The organism is Sphingomonas sp. FG14, assembly GCF_057809675.1.
Window position 1 is genome coordinate 61,837 of sequence record NZ_JBMDKK010000017.1, and the last position, 18,777, is coordinate 80,613.

Consider the following 18,777-nt stretch of genomic DNA (forward strand, 5'->3'; position numbering starts at 1 on the left):
TCCCTACCCCGATTAGCCGGCCGGTCCACCCACCATGGCTCGCTGCAAATCGACACGACACGCGATAGCTTGCCAGCCCACCCGGCCTTGGCCGGCCGGGACGCGTTGATGTCGCCTTTCCGCGCGCTACAGTGCGGTGGCGGCGGCAATGCGCCCTCGCCAATGGGAGGCAGGCGATCAGCGAGCTCGGCGATCTGGGCGGTGGATGGAACGGAACCTTGCTGCTCAGCAAGCTCCGTCCGCCCATGCTCAACGCCGATACGGTGCCGCGCAGCGCGCTCATCGCCCGGCTCGATCCCGGCCGCTCGCCGCTGCTCTCGCTACTGCGCTCGCCCGCCGGCTTCGGCAAGACCACCCTGCTCGCGCAATTTCACGATCATCTGGAAAAGGACGGAGAAGCCGTCGCGTGGCTGGCGCTGGACGAGGACGACCGCGATCCCGAACGCTTCGTCGCCTATCTCACCAGTGCGATCTCCCACGCGGCCTGCGGCCCCGATCGCCCCGGCACGGAAACGCTCGCGACGCTGCTCAACATAGTGTCTGCGGACGGCCCGCCGGCCTTCGTCTTCCTCGACGATTATCATCTCGCCCAGGCGCGACAGAATGATCAGGTGATCGAATGGCTGCTCCGCCATCGGCCGCAGCGGCTGAAACTGGTGCTCGCGATGCGCGGGCGACCGGCCTTCCCGGTGTCGCGACTGCGGGCCGAGGGCAATCTGATCGAATTCGACGAGGAGGATCTGCGCTTCCGCCTCGACGATGGCCGCCGGCTGTTCGGCGACGAACTCGATGCCCCGGGCATGGCGGCGGTCTTTGAACGGACAGAGGGCTGGCCGGTGGCGCTCCAACTCGCGCGGCTCTGGGCAAGCCGCCATGTGAGCACGCCATCCCCCTTTCCAGACTTCACCGGCAGCGCCAGCGAGATGGCAGCCTATCTGGCGGAAGAGATCGTCGCCGGCCTGCCCGAGGCGAGCCGCGACCTGCTGCTCGCCACCGCGATCGTGCGCGAGCTGCCGCTCGATCTTGCCCGTCATCTTACCCAGGGCCGGGCGAACAGCGCGATGCTGGCCGAACTGATCGCACTCAACGTGCCGATCTTCGCGGTGCCCGGCCATGACGATCGCTTCCGCTATCATCCGATCTTCCGCGAATTCCTGGCGGCGCAGCTCGCCGTCTCGGATCGGCATGACAGGCGCGCGCTCCATCGCCTCGCCAGCCAATGGTTCCTCGATCACGACCGGATCGTCGATGCGATCGAGCATGCCGCCGCGTCGGGCGACGACGCGCTGGCCCTCGAACTGGCGGGTGGGGTGAGCTGGGTGCGGCAGATCAGCCGGGGCCGCTCGGTCGATGTCCGCCGCGTGCTCGCCGCGCTTCCCGAGGACGGCGTCGCCCGCCATCCCGGGCTGGCGGCAACGCGCGCCTTCCTCAAATACAAGGAGGGCAACAACAAGGCCGGATCGCTGATGTTCCAGGATCTGGAGGCGATGTTCCCGCGTGGGCCCGACCGGGCCGCCACGTTCGGGCCGGGCGCGACGCAGGATCTCCAGCTTCTGGACGCGCTGCACGCCGCCTATGTCGACGAAGGCATCGCGCCGGAGGCGATCCGTCCGCTCGAAACCCTGCTCGTCGCCGCCGATCCCGCCGATTACGGCTTTCGCGGCACGCTCACCACCACGCTCGGCCTGCTCTATTTCCGCAACGGCCGCCTGCTCAACTCGCGCGCCACCTTCCTCGCCAGCATGGATGAATTCGCCAGCGGCAATATCGGCTATGGCACGGTGTTCATCCCGATCCATCTGGCGATGATCGCGATCGTCCAGGCGCAGCTCGGCGAGGCGCGGGGCTGGATCGCCAGCGGTTCGGAAAAGATCCGCGCGCACTTCTCGTTCGATCCCGCGCTCCATCACCAGCTCGATCTGATCGCCGCCGAGCTTCACTATCTGTCCAACGACCTTGCCGCCGCCAGGCAATGCCTGTCGGTGGCGATGGCCGCGATCGAACAGACCGAGGGCTGGACCGAACTCTACATCGCCGCCTATCGCACCAAGGCGGCGATCGCGTTGACGGAGGACGGCATCGGCGCGGCGCGCGCGGTGCTCGATGCCGGCGACGACGCCGCCCGCAGGCTGGGGCTGCCGCGCCTGTCGTTCAACCTCGCCTCCCAGCGTGTCCAGCTCCTGCTCGCGGCCGGCGCGCTCGACGAGGCGGAGCGCGCCGCCGAAAATGGCACCCTCGCCGACATCGCCGCCGACCGTCATTATCCGGTGACGGGCTGGATCGAACGCGACGAGGCGATCGCCAGCCTGGCGCGGCTTGCGATCGCGCGCGACGATCCCGCGCAGGCACTCGAACGGCTTGCTGAACTGGAGCGGCGCGCGCATGAAAGCGATGCCGGCCTGCGCCTGATCCAGTGCCGGATCCTCAAGGCCATCGCCCTGCGCAAGGCAGGCGAACTCGACCTCGCGGTTTCCAGCATGCGCCAGGCGCTCACCGAAACGATGCGTGAGGGGCTCATCCGCCCCTTTCTCGACGAAGGACCGGCGGTGCGTGCATTGCTCCGCGATACCGTCGCGCATATCGGCGTCGGCGCGATGACCGAGGCGCTCTATGCCTGGATCTCTCAGTTGCTGATCGCCTTCGACGGCGACAGCGCGGGGGACGGCACCTCAGAAGCCGTCGGATCCGCGATCTTCACCCCCACCGAGCTTAGCGTGCTTCAGGAATTGCGCACGGGCGGATCGAACAAGGAGATCGCCCGCCGCCTTTCCACGACCGACAACACCGTCAAGTTCCACATGAAGAACATCTTTCGGAAGCTGGGCGTCAACACGCGTCGCCTGGCGATCGAAGTGGCGATACGGCGCGACTTGCTCTCGCTCTGAAGCGGCGATCCATCTCGCGCCCGGCGATAGCAGCGCGATCCGATCGCCGGGTGAAGCCGGGCACCTCCCCTCGATGCCCGGCTCCCGGATCGGCGCCTCCCCGCGATCTCGCCGATCCGTTTCGACATGCGATCAGCCGATCGCCGATGCGCCGATGTTCGTCATCGTGCGATGCCCTTGTCGGCACGCACCTCGTTCACCACCTCGCCGACGGCGGCGATCACGACATCGGGGCGATCGACCTGGATATAATGGCCGGCATCGGACACGATCTGCTGACGGCTGCGCGTCGAGAGCGCGGCCTGCTCGGCATGCAGCGCCTTCCACTCCTGCTTGAAGCGGGCGCCTTGTTCCGGCGTCATCTTGGCCGTCTTCAGTTCCCCGGGCTTGAAGGGGGCCAGGGCGGTCAGCGCGATCACCGGCCGGTTTCCGAAACTGCGCACGGCGCGCGCATCGTCCATCGTGTGATCGAAGCCGTCGAGTTCGGATGTCGCGCCCTTGACCGATTTGCTGGCATAGGCGCCCAGCTTGGCCACCGCGTCCGCCGGTAATTTCCCTTCGGCGGAGTCCGCCATCATGAACCGCACGATGCCCGTCCATGACAGTGCCGACGCGGTGTGCATCAGCAACGCTGCCCGTTTCGGATGGACGTCGGTGTTCGTCACTTTTCCGAGCCGCGCGACCTGATCGGGGTGCGAGCCGTCGACAAAGACCAGCCCGGCGACCTGATCGCCATAGCGCCCGACATAGGTACGGATATACGGCCCGCCGATCGAATGGCCGACGAGCACGAGCGGATCGGTGATCCCGGCGCCCTTCAGCGTCGCGTGAAGATCGTCGGCGACCGCGGCGGCGTGCTGCGGCGTATCCTTGGTATCGCTCCACATGATGCCTGCCCGGTCATAGGCACAGGCGCGGGTGAAGCGTGCGATCTTGTCGTGCACCAGCGTCCAGTCGAGCGTGCCGCCGGTGCCCAGCCCGGATTCGAAAATGACGGTCGGCGCCCCCGTGCCGCGACAGTCGATATGCATCCTGCGCCCGCCGATATCGACCATCTTGCCGCGTGGCGGATAGTTCGCCTCGGCATTCCTGCGCCCCAGCGCCTCGTAGATCGCACCCGTTATGGTGAGCAGGATCAGCAGCGCGACAAGGCCCAGGCCGATCCGTTTCATCCAGCGCCCGAGCCGCCGCCAGCCGGTCAGTTCCGTCATGTCACAGTCCTATCTTCAGATCGTTCAGTGTGGCGAAGCCGGGCATCTGCCATCGATGCCCGGCTCCGTATATCAGAACGAGACGCCGACAGAGGCGCCGATCGTGCGCGGGCGGATGCCCGCGGCGGTGACATAGTTGACGTTCGATCCGCCGATCGCGGAGGGCGCGGCGACGAAGACCGAACCCAGGCTGGACAGGGCATAGGTGTTGGTCAGGTTGTTCGCGAACACGCTCAGGTTGAACCGCTCGAAATTGACGCCCGCGCGCAGGTCGACGGTCTTGTAGCCGTCGATCTCCGGCGCCCGCCCATAGGCCGCGCGATAGGCGGCGCTGAACGTGCCCGGCTGATCGCTCACCAGGCGGACATTGGCGCCGACATAGGCCTTCGCGCCGCCCGAGATCTCCCATTCATAATCGACCGAGACGGTCGCCGCGAATTCGGGGACATAGGGCAGACGATCGCCCTTGAGGCCGCCGGTCAGGTTCAGGCCGCCCGATGCCGGCACCGTATCCTGGAGCAGCTTGGCATCGGTATAGGCGCCGTTGATCATGACGGTCAGCCCCGCCGTCGGGCGCGCCGTCACGGCGAGTTCGACGCCCTGGCTGCGTGCCTTCTGGCCATTGCCATTGACGCCGACGGGGCCGGTCGGTGTGTTGACGGTCGTGGCGATCAGGATGTTCTTCCAGTCGAGATAGAAGATCGATCCGTCGAAGGTGAAGCTGCGGTCCGCCGTCTCCGCGCGCAAGCCCGCTTCGTAGCTGATGATCGTATCCGCCTTGAACTGTGACGGGAAATCGGCGGGTGCGCCGAGCGGTATCAGATTGGGGCCGCCGGGGCGGAAACCCTTGGCGACGCGCGCATAGACGGATGCGTGGTTGCTCAGCTCGAAGCGCGGCGAGACCGACCAGGTGAACACGCCCTGCGACGATTTTCCGGTGTTCGCGCTGCCGACGCCGAGCTGGATCACCGCCTGCTCGGACTCCTGCCTGTTGTGGCTATAACGTCCGCCCGCGGTGATGTCGAAACGATCGCCCAGGTGCAGCGTGCCGGTCGCGAAGCCCGCAAGCTCCTCGTAGCTCGCGTTGATGTACGAGATCACGAAATCCTCGAAGGTCACACCGCCCACCGTCAACCGCGTCGGCATCAACTGGCGCGATGCGAGCTGGAAGGGGATGTAAGTTTGATACAGTCGCGTCTTTTCCTTGGTGTAATAGCCGCCCACCGTCCATTCGAAGGTGTCGGAATCGCTGGAGGCCAGGCGCAGTTCCTGCGTGAACTTCTTCACCTGCTGGTTGTTGACGAAGACGAAGCCCACGGTATTGGGCGCGGTCGGCGCGTAGAAGGCGTTGATCGTCGCGCGCAGCGCATTGGTGCTGGCGTCGGTCACCGACTGATAGGTCTGTTTGGAATGGCTGGTGATCGACGATAGCGTCGCGCCGCCGAAATCCCATTCGAGCGTGCCGGCGAACAGCCGGTAGCGGATATCATAGCCGTCGGGATAGAGCACGAAGCGCGTGCGCTCACCCGTCTGCACCCCGCCGGCAGCGGCGTTATAGGGCTTGTGCGAAACCGGATCGATATCGAACGAGGACGGCGTGCCGCCGTCGATATTCTGCAGCACCGATTGCAGCCGGATCGAGAAATTGTCGGTCGGCGCGAACAGCAAGGATGCTCGGCCGCCATAGCTTTTCGACGCGTTGGCGTTCTTCACGTTGAAGCCGACCGAGTCGATGAAGCCCGGGCGCTCGCGATAGAAGCCGCTGGCGCGCACCGCCAGCGTATCGCCCAGCGGCACGTTGATCATCGCATTGCCCGAAAAGCCGGTTCCGCCGCCGGCAACCGATTCCACGCCCGTCTGCGCGCGCGCCTCGAATGCGGCGGTGGAGGGCAGGTTGGTCACATATTTGAGCACGCCGCCCAGCGAGTTCGATCCATAGAGCGTGCCCTGCGGGCCGCGCAGCACCTCGATCCGGGCCACGTCGAACGGATCGAAGTCGGCGGCGGCGGTGCCGGCGTTGATCAGGCTTCCGCTCGATCCGAACGGCATGTCGTCGATATAGCTCGCCACGGTCGAACCGACCGATCCGGTATTGGCGCCGCGCAGCACGATGCGGACGATACCGGCATCCTGCGCCTGCACGTTCAGGCCGGGAACCAGCTTGGTGTAGTCGGCCAGGCTGAGCGCCGCCTGGCGCTCGAGCTGCTGTTCGCCGACCACCGTCAGCGACAGCGGCACTTCCTGCAGCGTCTGTTCGCGCCGCTGCGCGGTGACGATGATCTCGTTCGTGCCCTCGTTGCTGTCCTGCGCGAGTACCGGCGTCGCCGTGACGCAGGCGCAGAAAGCCATTCCGGCAAGCAGCCGGTTACGTAGATCTATCATGATAATCCCCCAGTTTCCTATGGTGGTGTCGAGTTGCGGGTGCTTATGTTCTTGGCGCCTCGCTCATTGTTGAGGCGCGATAGGCAGTCGATTTCCCGAAACCCGCGTTCCGTTCGGTCGAACTGAAATGATGAGCCGTGACCATCGGTCTGGATCCTAAAAAGACGCGCTCAGCGTCGCGCCCATCGTGCGCGGCGGAATGCTGGTGGCGACGAAAGCGGGGCGATTGGCGCCGCCGATTTCGGTTGCGTAGGTGATGGGAAAGCCGACGGCGGAGACGATGCCGTTGCTGTCGATGAGGTTGCGGACATAGGCGGTGAGCGAATATCTGCCGAAATTCACGCCGGCGCGCAGATCGAGCGTGGCATAACCGTCGAGCATCGGTTGCCGGCCCATGGCGGCGCGGCTGGCCGCATTGAACAATGTTGGCTGGTCGCTCGCAAGTTGAACGGTGCCGCCGACAAAGGCGCTGGCGTCGTCCGACAGCGGCCATTGATGATCGGCAGACACGGCGATCTTCCATTCCGGCGTGCCAGGCAACCGGTCGCCCGCCCGCCCACCCGTCAGATTGGGGCCGCCCACACGCGGCACTGCGTCGTCGCGCAGCCGGGCATCGGTATAGGCGGCGTTGACGGCGACGGTGAAGCCGGTCGCGGGCCGAACGGTCGCGGCCAGCTCGAACCCCTTGCTGCGCGCGCGCCCGCCATTGCCGTTGATGCCGGTGCCGCCCGAATCGCCGCTGAAAAGCGTCAGGATCAGGATGTCGCGCCAATCGATGTAAAAGACGGATGCATCGATCGAGACGCTGCGGTCGCGCGTCTCGGCGCGGACGCCGCCTTCGTAGCTGATCACCGTATCCGCCTGGAACGCGGTCGGGAAATCCGGGGGCAGGCTGGACGGGATCGCATTGGGACCGCCGGGTCGATAGCCCTTGGCGACGCGCGCATAGATCGCGGCATCATCGTCCAGTTCGAAGCGCGGCGAGACCGACCAAGTGAAGACGCCTTGCGAGGATTTGCCAAGCCTGTTGGCACCGATCCCGAACTGCAGCACGCGCTGGTCGGATCGCTGGCGATTGTGGCTGTAGCGACCACCGGCGGTGATATCGAACCGCTCCCCCAGATGGAGCGTGCCCGTCGCGAAACCGGCAATCTCGCGATAGCGGGCGTCGATCGTCGCCAGTGCGAGCTCATCGAAATGCTGGCCGTTGATCGTCACCCCGCGCGGGATCAGGCGCTGCGAAGCGATCTCGAACGGCAGGGCGCGCTGGAACAGCAATGTGCTCTCGTCGGAGAAATAACCGCCGGCGATCCATTCGAAGACAGCGGAATCAGCGGAGGCGAGCCGGACCTCCTGGGTGAATTTGTCGACAAACACATCGTTGCGCAGCGTCAGGCCCAATGTGTTCGGCGCGTCCGGCGCATAAAGCGTGTTCATCGCCGCCCGCGCCGACGAGTAGGAGAAATCCATGAGTTTCGGACGGCGCTGCGTGGCATGGCTGGTGATCGAGGTCAGTCGGACCGGGCCGGCATTCCAATCGATCGTGCCGCTATAGATACGATAGTCGGTCCGATTCCATTGCGGATAGAGCTGGAACTGCAATCGCTCTCCGCCGGCCGTGCCCGTCGCCGGATTGAACGGCCTCAGCGTATCCGGATCGGCGAAGAACCAGGAGGGCGCCCCAGTGTCCAGCCGTTGCGCGAGCGCCGAAAGGCGGATCGACAGCGACGCCGTCGGCATCAGCAGCAAAGAGACCCGGCCACCATAGCTGTTGGTGGAATTCACGTCCCTGGCGACGCGGCCGACGCTGTCGATATAGCCGGGCTGGCGGCGGCGAAAACCGCTCGCGCGCAGCGTGATCCCGTCACTGATCGGCAGATTGACCATCGCATTGGTCGACCAGCCGATGCCGGCGCTGCCGCTCAATGCCTCGACACCGGCCTGTACGCGCGCTTCGAAGCGCGACGGGTCCGGCGCGGTGGTGATGTATTTGACGACGCCGCCAAGCGCGTTCGATCCATAGAGCGTGCCCTGCGGCCCGCGCAGCACTTCGACGCGGGCGACGTCGAACGTGTCGAAATCGCCGGCCATGTCGCCCGCGTTCGACAAGCTGCCGCTGGAGCCGAAGGGAATATCGTCCATATAGACGGTGACGCTCGATCCGACCGATCCGGCATTGATGCCGCGCAGGATGATGCGCGCCTCGCCGGGGCCGTATTGCGTGACGTTCAGGCCGGGGACGAGCTGCTGGAAATCGATGACGCTGCGGAACTGCTGACGTTCCAATGCCCGGCCCGAAACGACGGCCAGCGATTGCGGCACCTTGAGCAACGCCTGTTCGCGCCGCTGCGCGGTCACGATGATGTCGGCGGCGCCTTCACCGTCCTGATCGCCGAAACGCGTTCGGCCAAGGGCGTTTCCCGCCGCGCCCACCCTTACCAGCGCCACGCCGCCATGGCCGCCGCGCACCGCGCGCAGGCCGGTGCCCGACAACAACCGCTCCAGCGCCTCCTCGGCGCTATAGCGCCCCTTCACGCGCTGCGAGCGCTTGTCCTTCACCAACTCCATCGGGGCGAGCACGAACACGCCAGACTGGCGCGAATAGTCGAGCACCGCCCTGGCGAGCGGCTGCGCGTCGATATCGTATGCGCGCTGTTGCGCCGCCGCCGGCGCCGGGCAGAGCGCGAGCGACAGCGGCGACGCCACATACATGGCGATGATCAAAAGGCCTCTGCGATTGCCCTTCAAGATCGACCGTCCCCCGCACCGTTTCATACGGTTCATGCCTACAACGCGGCGAAGAGGGTAGTTCGTAGGCGACGGTGAAATTTTTTTGTAACGAAGCGCTCAGCGGACCCGTTCGATCACCACGTTCCCGGTTCCGCCCTTCCGGGCCCGGACCGGCGCGACAAGCTGGAGTGCCCCGAAAAAGGCGTCGGTATCGCCCGGCCGCAATTCCATCGCGACTCGCAAGTCGCCCAGCGATGGATCGGCGAGCGTAACGCCCGGCGCATAATAGCGGTTGAGATCGGCGATGACCTCGCCCAGCCGCGCGTCGATATAGGTACGCCGGCCGCTGCGCCATTCGCCGGCGGGCACATGCTCCGCCGCGATCGGCGCGGGCGGCGCGGCGCTGAAGAACGACGCGGGGCTGTCGGGCGTCTCGATCCCCTGGCCGGCCCGGAGCGTCTGGACCGACGCCGCGGCAAGAAGCGGAGCGGACTCGCGAACCTTCACCACGCCTTCGAGCACGGAGACATGCACGCGCCCGCCCGACCGGCTGACATCGAATTTCGTGCCGACCACCTGGATGCGCGTATCGCCGGCTTCGACATGGAAGGGCCGGGCACGATCGTGTGCGACCTCGAAAAACGCCTCACCCGCAAGCAGCGTGACGGTCCGTTCGCCGGCATCGATCCGCGTGGCGATGCGACTGGCCGGACCAAGCGTCACGCGGCTGCCATCGGCAAGCGCCAGCACGCGCGTTTCGGCGACGGCGGTGCTGACAGGAGAGCCGGCAGGCGCACTCCCGAACAGGTCCAGCCCGATCGCGAGCGCCAGTGACGCGGCAAGCGCGGCTGCCCCGCCCCAGATCAGCGCGCGCCGTGACATCGTGCGCCCGCCCCCGATCCGGGGCGGGGCGAGATGCGCCAGCGGATCACGCCCGTCATTGGCGACGTCCAGCGTTGCGGGCACCGCATTTTCGGCGGGGTTCTTCAACCGGGCGAACAGCGCGCCTTCGCTCAATTGCAGCGCGGTACGCGCGGTCAGATCGAACGCCCGGGCATGACGCGGATCCGCCGCGAGCCAGGCATCCAGCGCATCGAGATCGGCATCGCCGATCTCGTCGTCGAGCGTCATTGCATACCATTCGGCCGCCTGCATCAGCACGGCATCGTCCAGGTCGAGGGCGTTCGCCATCAGCCCGCCCCTCCCTTATCCGAAGCATTGATCGCCAGCGTGCACTGCGCCAGCGCCGACGCCATCAACTGGCGCACGCGCGTTTCCGAAATGCCCAGCCGGCGGGCGATTTCGACATAGCGGAGATCATGCACGATATGCAGCGTCATCACTTCGCGTCTCTTGGGCTCCATTCTGTCCAGCGTCGCGCCGACGATCGCCAGATGCTCCTTCGCGATAAAGACGCGCTCGGTATCGAGATTCGCAGGGGCATCTCCGGATTGGAGCAATTCGACATCGTCGCGCGCCGACACGCGCACCTTCGCTCGGCGCCGCTGATCGAGCACGAAGTTGCGTGCCGCGATGAACAGATAGGAACGCGGATTGCCCACGGCCTCGGGCGCGTCGAGCTTCGCGAAATTCTCGAAGGCGCTCTGAACCGCCTCTTCGGGCTCGGGCGGGCCCGCGCCGAATTGCCGTTCGATCGCACGGCACAGATCACCGCGATGCGTACGGAAGGCATGTTCGATCGCCGCGCGTGACGGATCGTTGCGCGGTGCGGGCTCGAACTGATGCGATTCCGGTTTCGCCACGGCCTTTCCTCTGGGGGCCGGCGGTTCGCCCCGCCGGCCTTATCCTTCAGGCATCATGCCTGTGTCATCACTTCTCCGGTGGCAGGCCGATCGCGATCCGCTCGATCTTCGCGGCCACCTTGCCCGCGCCGGCATCGTTGCCGATCGCATTGGCGATCACCGCCACGGTGATGTGATCCTTCGGAAATTCCGACAGCGACGAATTGAAGCCGGGAATGCCGCCGCCATGGGCGATCTTCTGATGACCCTGCACGTCGGACAGCGCCAGCGCATAGCCATATTCACCGCGAAGGCCGTCCACCTTGGGCATGCCCGTGCTGCTCAACTGCCCGTTCGAAAGCTTGCCCGGCGTCGTCATCTCCGCGAGCGAGGCGGATTTCAGCACCTTGCCGCCGAACAGCGCGGCATTCCAGCGTGCGAGGTCGCTCGCCGTCGAGCGCATCGCACCCGCGCCGCCGGGGAAGGTGAGCGAGATCAGCCTGGCGTTGCGGAACTTGCCCGGCGCGCTCGCGTCATAGCCGGCGACGCGGCCCGGCACGATCTCGCCCTCATCGTCCAGCGCGGTGCGCGTCATGCCCAGCGGATCGAAGAAACGCGCCTTGAGCACGGTGGCGAGCGGCTTGCCCTCCACCTTCTCGACGATGCCGCCAAGCAGGAAATAGGCGGTGTTGCTGTAATCCCATTTCGCGCCGGGCTCGAAATCCTGGGTCGCGGGCATCTTCGCGAAGGCCTTCACCCACTCGTCCGTGGTGCGCGTCATCGCGCCTTCGGCCATCACCGGCGCATCCGCCGTGTAATTATGCAGGCCGGATGTGTGATGAAGCATCTGGCGGATCGTGATGTCGGCCGCGCGCGGATAGTCCGGATAATATTTGGACAGCCGGTCGTCCATCGACAGCCGCCCTTCGTCACGCAATTGCAGCAACGCCGCGGCGGTGAACTGCTTGGTCACCGATCCGATCAGGAAAACGCCGTCGTTGGTGACCGGCGTCTTCAGCTCCAGGCTGGCGGTGCCATAGGATTTGACGAGCAATGGCTTGCCATCCTTGAAGATCGCGACCTGCAATCCGGGCGTTTCGCCGGCCGCGATCGATGCATTGGCGACGCGATCGACCTCGGCGCCGATCGCGGCGGGCGCGGCGGCCCCCGCCCATGCCGGAAGCGTCGCGCTCATCAATGCCGCCGCCAGGATCAGGCGCCTCGAAATCGTCATATCCCATCCCCTCATCTGAATCGTTTCCGGCGCATGCCGGCCATGCGCCTATGGCTAGTCGAAATCGGCGGCGGTGCGAAAGGGGCGTTCGCGACCCGACATGCTCTTCGGGGTCCGGATCGGCTATTTCCGCTTGAAGATATCGGTGCCCAGCGCCAGCGACGCGATCTGGCCGTCCGCGCCAAAGGAGAAGCCGACCGGCGTTGGCCCCATCACGGCGATCATCCCCAGGCTTTTCCACTGCGCCTTGAACCTGTCCTTGCCTTCATGCTCCAGCGGCGCGGCTTCGAGCGGGCGGGCGAGCTCAAGCTTTCCGCCGACCAGCTTGACGGTCACGTCGCCCAGCATCGTGTTGGTATAGGTGCCGGCATAGCGATCGAGCGGCAGCGTGGGTGGCAGGGCCGCCGGCTTGGGTTCCGCCGCCGCCTTGTCGCGCGCCGCCTTGGCGGCGTCGTCGCGCGCCTTGAGCATCATCGCGCTGTAATCGGTCGCGGGGGCGCCCAGGAACGCATCGAACACCCGCATCTCGATCGCGTTGGTCACCATGGTGGGCATGCTGTTGGCAAGCACGATCACGCCCAGCTTCTTCGCGGGGATCAGGCCGATCACGGTCTGCATCCCGTCGATGCCGCCCGAATGCTGCACCACCTTCTGCCCGCGAAACTCCTGCACGCCCCAGCCCAGGCCATATTCGCTGAACTTGAACGTCGCGCTGCCGCCGCCGCGCGGCACGATCTGGCCCGTATGCATTTCGGCGAGCGTCGCCGGGGCGATCAACTGCTTGCCCTCGAACGTGCCGCTGCCCAGTTGCAGCCGCACCCATTGCGCCATGTCGCGCGCGCTGGAATTGATCACGCCGGCGCCGCCGACATTGTCGATCAGGCGATAGGGGATCGGCACCATCTTGCCGTTGGACGGGGCGTGCGGGGTGGCGACATTGTCCAGCCCCTTCAGCGTGGTGACGCTGGTATTGGTGCGCCGCATGCCGAGCGGCTCGAAGATCCGGCCGGTGATGAATTTGTCGAAACTGGTGCCGGTGACGGCGGGAATGATCTCGCCCGCGGCGATGAACATCTCGTTCTGATACTGGAACTGGTTACGAAAGCCGAGCGACTCGGTCTGGAAGCGCATCCGGCGGATCACCTCGTTCCGATCGAAGCCCGAACCGTACCAGAGCAGCCCGTTGGTGACGACGCCGGTGCGGTGCGACAGCAGGTCGCGCACCGTCGCGTGGCGGGTCACATAGGGATCGTCCATCTCGAAGGCCGGCATGTAATCATGCACCGATCCGTCCCAGGCGATCTTTTTTTCGTCGACGAGCATGCCGAGCGCCGCCGCCGTGAACGCCTTGGTTGTGGAGCCCATCGCGAAGATGGTGTCGGCATCGACCTTGTCGGGCTTGCCCAGCTCGCGCACGCCAAAGCCCTTGGCGTAGACGATCTTGTCGTCCTTCACGATCACGATGGAGAGGCCGGGCATCTGCCAGTCCGCGCGCGCCTTTTCGATATAGGCATCGAGCCCTTCAAGCGCGGCCTCGGTCGAGGGCGCACCGGTGGCCGCGACAGGGGCAGCGCCCTGGGCGAGCGCCGGAACGGCCGCCGCGACCAACCCGATCGCCGTGGCCGAAAGGACGATATGCTTCAGGCGCGCGATCGAGATCATGTCTTGGCTCCCCCACTTTTCACCGGCCAACATCACCCAGGCAGCCCGAGAATGCAACCCAATTGAGACAAATTTGTCCCAATTGGGAAACTTTTCTCCATTATTCTATCTACATAAAACCACCCGACGAACCACGACGAAGGAGCGCGACCGGTCAGGCGCCCCAGATATCGCCCAGATAGCGCATGAAATTCTGCCCCAGGATCTTCTCGATCCGCGCCACCGGATGGCCGCGCGCGGCCAGGCGATCGGCCAGCGCCTGGAACTGGCCAGGCCCGGTCAGGCCCCGCGCATAAGGCAGGATATCGGGATATTCGCCGGGCGCCGCGACGCCGGCCTTGGCGCGTTCGGAAACCATCTTCGCCCAGGGGGCCGACTGGATCGCGCGGTCGGGATTGAGCGGCGCCACGCCATAATCGGTGCCGATGCCGACATGATCCTCTCCGCACACCTTGATGGCATGCTCGATATGCGCGACGACATCGTCGATATCGGCTTCCCGGCCCTTTTCGCGCGCCAGATACATCACCCAATAGATGCCGACATAGCCGCCGCGTTCCGCGACGAGGCGCAGTTCCTCGTCGGTCTTGCTCCTGGGAGAATCGGCGACCGCCTTGCAGCCGGTATGCGTGATCGCGATCGGTTGCTTGGAAAAGCGCGCCGCATCCAGGCAGATGCGTTGACCGCTATGCGAAAGATCGACCACGACGCGGCGATTGTTCAGCCGCTCCACGACCTGGCGACCGAAATCGGTGAGGCCGGGATTGCCCGGCGCCATCGATCCGCCGCCCACCCGGTTCAGGCTGTTATAGGTGAGCTGGACGATGCGCAGGCCCAGATCCGCGAACACGTCGACATTGTCGGCCTTGTCGCCGAGCATCGTGGTGTTCTGCACGCCATAGATCAGGCCGATCCGGTTGCGCGCCTTCGCAGCGCGGATATCCGCCGTCGTCCAGATCTTCGTGAGCGTATCGGCATGGGTGCGGACGAAATTGTCGTAGCGGCCGATCGCCGTGGCGCAGCTTTCGAATGTCTCCGCATCCAGCGTGATATTGACCGCGGTCAGCCCCGAATCCAGCCCCGCCCGGATCGCGCCCGGGCTGATCATCACGCGGCTGTCACGCTCCAGTTCGGGCGGGCGCGGGCCATAGCTGTCGTCCAGATCGCCCAGGCTGTTGACGATCGTCATCCGCCGGATATCGACCTTGCCGCGCACGCGCGCCGGCCTGGACTGCGCGAACACCTGACCGCCGCCCGCGATCCCGCTTCCGGCCAGCGCCGCGACCATCGCCCCGGCCGCCTTGCCCATGAACGCCCGGCGCTTGATCCCCGCGCCCGTGTCCAGCCCTTGCTCCCGATCCATGCCCTTCAATCCCTCCGGCTATACGGTGCCCCGACAGGCCCGCCTTCAAGCGCCGGATCATAGGCCCGAATCCGCGTCCGCAGGAAGCGCGTTTTGGATGCAGGAGCAATCAATTCGCCCACTATGCCAATTCGATCCCGCACAGGCATCCGGCAGGGTTTGGCATAATCGTTTCGGATGGGAACCGAGCTCACCTGTCATGGGTTGGGTATCCGAAAGGGAAAAAACCTATGAAGATCATCGCCACCGCCGTCTTGCCGTTGCTGTTCTCGAGCGTGGCGCTGGCGCAGGAGAAGCCGAGCACGCTCGACAAGGCGGGAGACATCGCCAGCCAGCCGGTGCGCGATATCGGCATCGAAAAGGGCGAGATTCCGGAGGTGCTGCAAAAGGCGGTGCAGAATCCCTATGCGCCGCCGGCGCGCGGTTGTCGGCCGATCAACCTGGCGCTGGGCGAATTGAACGCCGTGCTGGGGGACGATTTCACCGTCGGCACCGAAGCCAACGAAAATCGCACTGGCAAGGTGGCGGAGGCCGTGGGCAAGACCATCGTCAATTCGCTGATCCCGTTCCGTGGCCTGGTGCGCGAGATCAGCGGCGCGGCGCCGGCCGAGCGCCGCCTGCAGGCAGCCGTCGCCGCCGGCATCGCCCGCAGGGGTTATCTGCGCGGGCTGGCCGGCGGAACCGGGTGCAAGATCGCGCCGATCGCGCCGCCGCCCGTCGAGAAGAAGGACAAGGCCAAGGAAGGGAACCGCAAGTAACAGGCGGCACCCGGGACGAAACAGGATCGGGCGCGGCAGATATCCTGCCGCGCCCGATCGGTCAGAAGGCCGCGGTGATCGAACCGACGACCTTGGCGGCGCCGATATTCCCGCCATTCTTCGTGTTCGCGAAATTGGGCAGGATATAGGCGCGGTCCGCGTTCGAAATGCTCGTGTCGATATAGGCGACACCCAGCGTCACCGGCCCAACGGCGAGATCGGCGCCCAGCATCCAGTCCCAATATTTGCCGGTGGGCGCCAGGCTGGTGCCGTTCGGCCCAAGCCCGGGATTGCCGCTCGAATAGCCGAGATGGCTTTTGAGCGTCACGGGCGTTCCGGGGATTCCGCCGGAGACATCGCCCCAGAGGTAAAGATTGTCCTCCTTGTCGCCGGCGCGGCTGCCCGGCGTGTTGCTGACGTTGCCCAGCGCCTTTTGCGCGGGCGCATAGGCGACGCCCGCCAGCAGCGAGACCGGACCCGCGGTGGTGCTGAGCTTGACATAGGGCTCGGCGAAATCGGTGGTGTCGAGGCCGCCGGGATACATGTACCAGGTCAGGCCGACATCGAGCGTCGCCGCGCCGATCGGGAATTTATAGCCCGCGTACAGGTCCAGTTCCATGTTCGCGCCGCCGAACGTGCCCCAGCCGGCAAGGTTCGATGCCCATGTGCCGGCATAGATCCCGGATTCATGAGCCACCGTGAAGCCGCCCTGGATCGCCATTTCCTCATCGGTCTGGGAAACGCCGCGAAAACGATAGTCACTGACCAGCGCGACCGATCCGGAAACGGTGATCGGGCTCTTCTCTTCTTCCTGCGCCGCGACGGGCACGACCGGCAGCAAGAGCGCGCATGCGGCTACGAGATACTTCTTCACGAACAATCCCCTTTTTGTTTCGTTGGGTGATTGTTCCGTCCTGCGCCCTGCGGGTGATGCATCTGGACTTCACCAGAAGCGAAGCCGCGCACCATCCCGCAGAGGAGGTCAGGTTATGGGGCGATATGTTCGCCAGTCTTGCCAGTTCATGACAAAGCATTGCCAGCGCGTGCAAAGATTGCACGTGCCCGCGAGACCATGTCGCGGGGGGCTGGCCCGATTTTCTGTCCAAACAGGCTTGGAAAAAGGTGGTGCCGCTTAGGTGACTCGAACACCTGACCCTCGCATTACGAAGGCCTGTCCAAGGGTCGCGCAAAAGCTGGGATTTCTGGCGTTTTCATGCCGAATTTGACCTAACTTTGATCGCGACCCACAGCAGACCCAAACTGGCCGCAGCACGCCCCTGGACCGTTTCCTACCGAAAGCACTTTGGCCCAATGAACATCGGAAATCCCACCTGCGGTTAACCTGCAATGGATTGCTCGCCATCTCCAGGCCGGCAGCCTCGCACTATCCGATCCTGAACGCCCCCTCCCCCGGGGTCACTCAACACCGAGTTACGCGAACCTCATCGACTTGGAAATGGAACGTGGTGTAGCCATGCACCTATCCCGTTGCCCGCCACGCCGGCAGCGTATTATGGCGCTCCAACCACAGTCTCGGACCCACTCCTCTCACTACGCCATTCGAAATATCTCGCGCACGTATTAAAGTAACGATGATACTTCTCGGATCATCGCGCGATAAAATTCTGGCAATTACATCCAAAACAAACAAACAGATGCAACGATCGACAGACCAGCATACGCAAATATCAACATAACTAGCTTATCAACTTTAACAAATTTGTATACGCAGATAGACAGTATTGCAGAAATTAAAAAACATATAGCCGAGGAATTTCGTACATTTCCAATAATATTATCTATATAAAAAAATAATTGATTAGGGAACAGGAAGTAACTTATATTTGAAATAAATGCCACGCTATTTGTAAGATATTCATACTTGGCATTATCCCATATATACGGCTTCAAAAACACATCCAACACAATAGATGCAGACGATGCTAGCATGACAATAGATATAATGACTGCTCTGCCATTTTTAGTGGCCACTTTTCTATTATTCATTCTTACCTCACTTTGATTCTCTGAGACGAAAGTCCACCCCTGTAGTAATTTGCAGCGTCTACATTCAATGCAGTCCTTGGAAGATTTGCAACAAATCTATCAAGAATTGATTTCTGAGATGGAGATATGACAACAGATCCATCGCTCCCTGGCCTTATTTTAGAAAAAGCCTGCAGATCAGCGAGGGTGGTAGCCTTCTGAGCCAAGACGTCACTCAATATACTTTCTATTTGTTTATCTGAAAATTTACCACCAAGCAAAGATTTGAGATTCCTATAGAGGTTACGCCTTTGCTCTGGCCTGAAGAAGAAATAAGAATCTACAAGAGATTTTGACACAGAGGCAGTTACAACGATATCTTCATCACTATCTCCATCCTCCGATTCAGACGAATCATCTTGCGGAAGAATGCTGCCAACTCCTCCGCCAGCAACACCGTTAAAATAGCGGCCTATCCCGCCCCTTCCGCCATTGCCGCGTCCCAAGATCAAGCTGCCACGCACGATATTCTCGGTAGATCTCCGAGCGCGCACTACAATATCATCGGATGCCATTCCAGATGGATCAATCAGATTGACTGGATCCCCTGTCACATACGCGTAAAGGTTCATGCCCGCTGCGTAGCCGATCGGGTCGGCCTGCATGAACCGGCCGATGCTAGGATTGTAGATACGCGCCTTGTAGTAATGCATGCCGAGTTCAGGCAGCCAGGCCTGGCCGGTATATTGGAACCGCCCTACATTGCCCGTAGGGTCAGGACCCATTGATGTGAGCGTCGCGATCTGATTCAGGCTCCGCAAGGA

General features: G+C 63.9%; 12 protein-coding genes. 2 read left to right on the forward strand and 10 right to left on the reverse strand.

The features are described 5' to 3' along the window. Positions 1 to 218 precede the first annotated feature (218 nt). Positions 219 to 2,885 (forward strand): winged helix-turn-helix domain-containing protein, encoded by a 2,667-nt coding sequence (locus ACODTA_RS25530; RefSeq protein ID WP_489069988.1) that lies wholly within the window; start codon positions 219 to 221, stop codon positions 2,883 to 2,885. A gap of 161 nt (positions 2,886 to 3,046) precedes the next feature. Here the strand turns inward: ACODTA_RS25530 and ACODTA_RS25535 are convergent, their stop codons facing one another. From ACODTA_RS25535 to ACODTA_RS25570, 8 genes are all read right to left on the reverse strand, one after another. Further along, a complete protein-coding gene (locus ACODTA_RS25535; RefSeq protein ID WP_489069990.1) occupies positions 3,047 to 4,096 on the reverse strand; it encodes an alpha/beta hydrolase in 1,050 nt (349 codons plus the stop codon). 72 nt (positions 4,097 to 4,168) lie between these two features. Then, on the reverse strand, positions 4,169 to 6,478 hold the full coding sequence (locus ACODTA_RS25540; protein ID WP_489069992.1) for a TonB-dependent receptor: 2,310 nt from the start codon (positions 6,476 to 6,478) through the stop codon (positions 4,169 to 4,171). Between the two features lie 156 nt (positions 6,479 to 6,634). Beyond that, positions 6,635 to 9,190, reverse strand: coding sequence for a TonB-dependent receptor (locus tag ACODTA_RS25545; protein WP_489069994.1), 2,556 nt, complete (start codon positions 9,188 to 9,190; stop codon positions 6,635 to 6,637). A gap of 135 nt (positions 9,191 to 9,325) precedes the next feature. Then, the gene (locus ACODTA_RS25550) at positions 9,326 to 10,399 is read right to left on the reverse strand and encodes a FecR family protein (RefSeq protein WP_489069996.1); all 1,074 of its coding nucleotides are present in this window, start codon (positions 10,397 to 10,399) and stop codon (positions 9,326 to 9,328) included. Next, positions 10,399 to 10,971 carry an RNA polymerase sigma factor gene (locus ACODTA_RS25555; protein ID WP_489069998.1) on the reverse strand — a complete coding sequence of 191 codons (573 nt, stop codon included), beginning with the start codon at positions 10,969 to 10,971 and terminating at the stop codon, positions 10,399 to 10,401. Before ACODTA_RS25555 ends, ACODTA_RS25550 begins: the two co-directional genes overlap by 1 nt. A gap of 67 nt (positions 10,972 to 11,038) precedes the next feature. Continuing rightward, on the reverse strand, positions 11,039 to 12,184 hold the full coding sequence (locus ACODTA_RS25560) for a serine hydrolase domain-containing protein (protein ID WP_489070000.1): 1,146 nt from the start codon (positions 12,182 to 12,184) through the stop codon (positions 11,039 to 11,041). Between the two features lie 123 nt (positions 12,185 to 12,307). Continuing rightward, entirely contained in the window at positions 12,308 to 13,846 is a 1,539-nt protein-coding gene (locus ACODTA_RS25565) for a serine hydrolase (protein WP_489070002.1), read from the reverse strand. A gap of 154 nt (positions 13,847 to 14,000) precedes the next feature. After that, positions 14,001 to 15,209: a dipeptidase gene (locus ACODTA_RS25570; protein WP_489070004.1), complete on the reverse strand. Its 1,209-nt coding sequence runs from the start codon at positions 15,207 to 15,209 to the stop codon at positions 14,001 to 14,003. Between the two features lie 230 nt (positions 15,210 to 15,439). Between ACODTA_RS25570 and ACODTA_RS25575 the strand changes: the two genes are divergently transcribed. Then, positions 15,440 to 15,967 (forward strand): hypothetical protein, encoded by a 528-nt coding sequence (locus ACODTA_RS25575; protein ID WP_489070006.1) that lies wholly within the window; start codon positions 15,440 to 15,442, stop codon positions 15,965 to 15,967. A gap of 61 nt (positions 15,968 to 16,028) precedes the next feature. Here ACODTA_RS25575 and ACODTA_RS25580 read toward each other — a convergent pair whose 3' ends face one another. Further along, positions 16,029 to 16,841, reverse strand: a complete 813-nt coding sequence (locus ACODTA_RS25580) for a TorF family putative porin (protein WP_489070008.1) — start codon at positions 16,839 to 16,841, stop codon at positions 16,029 to 16,031. A 1,135-nt stretch (positions 16,842 to 17,976) separates the two neighbouring features. After that, positions 17,977 to 18,777, reverse strand: an 801-nt coding sequence (locus tag ACODTA_RS25585) for an RHS repeat-associated core domain-containing protein (protein ID WP_489070010.1), incomplete at its 5' end; no start/stop codon positions are given.

What these genes read in the sequence shown, in the direction of transcription:
- ACODTA_RS25570 (WP_489070004.1), bottom strand. Translation starts at nt 15,209, where the DNA reads ATGGATCGGGAGCAAGGGCTGGACACGGGCGCGGGGATCAAGCGCCGG.
- ACODTA_RS25540 (WP_489069992.1), bottom strand. Translation starts at nt 6,478, where the DNA reads ATGATAGATCTACGTAACCGGCTGCTTGCCGGAATGGCTTTCTGCGCC.
- ACODTA_RS25550 (WP_489069996.1), bottom strand. Translation starts at nt 10,399, where the DNA reads ATGGCGAACGCCCTCGACCTGGACGATGCCGTGCTGATGCAGGCGGCC.
- ACODTA_RS25575 (WP_489070006.1), top strand. Translation starts at nt 15,440, where the DNA reads ATGAAGATCATCGCCACCGCCGTCTTGCCGTTGCTGTTCTCGAGCGTG.
- ACODTA_RS25565 (WP_489070002.1), bottom strand. Translation starts at nt 13,846, where the DNA reads ATGATCTCGATCGCGCGCCTGAAGCATATCGTCCTTTCGGCCACGGCG.
- ACODTA_RS25535 (WP_489069990.1), bottom strand. Translation starts at nt 4,096, where the DNA reads ATGACGGAACTGACCGGCTGGCGGCGGCTCGGGCGCTGGATGAAACGG.
- ACODTA_RS25545 (WP_489069994.1), bottom strand. Translation starts at nt 9,190, where the DNA reads ATGTATGTGGCGTCGCCGCTGTCGCTCGCGCTCTGCCCGGCGCCGGCG.
- ACODTA_RS25560 (WP_489070000.1), bottom strand. Translation starts at nt 12,184, where the DNA reads ATGACGATTTCGAGGCGCCTGATCCTGGCGGCGGCATTGATGAGCGCG.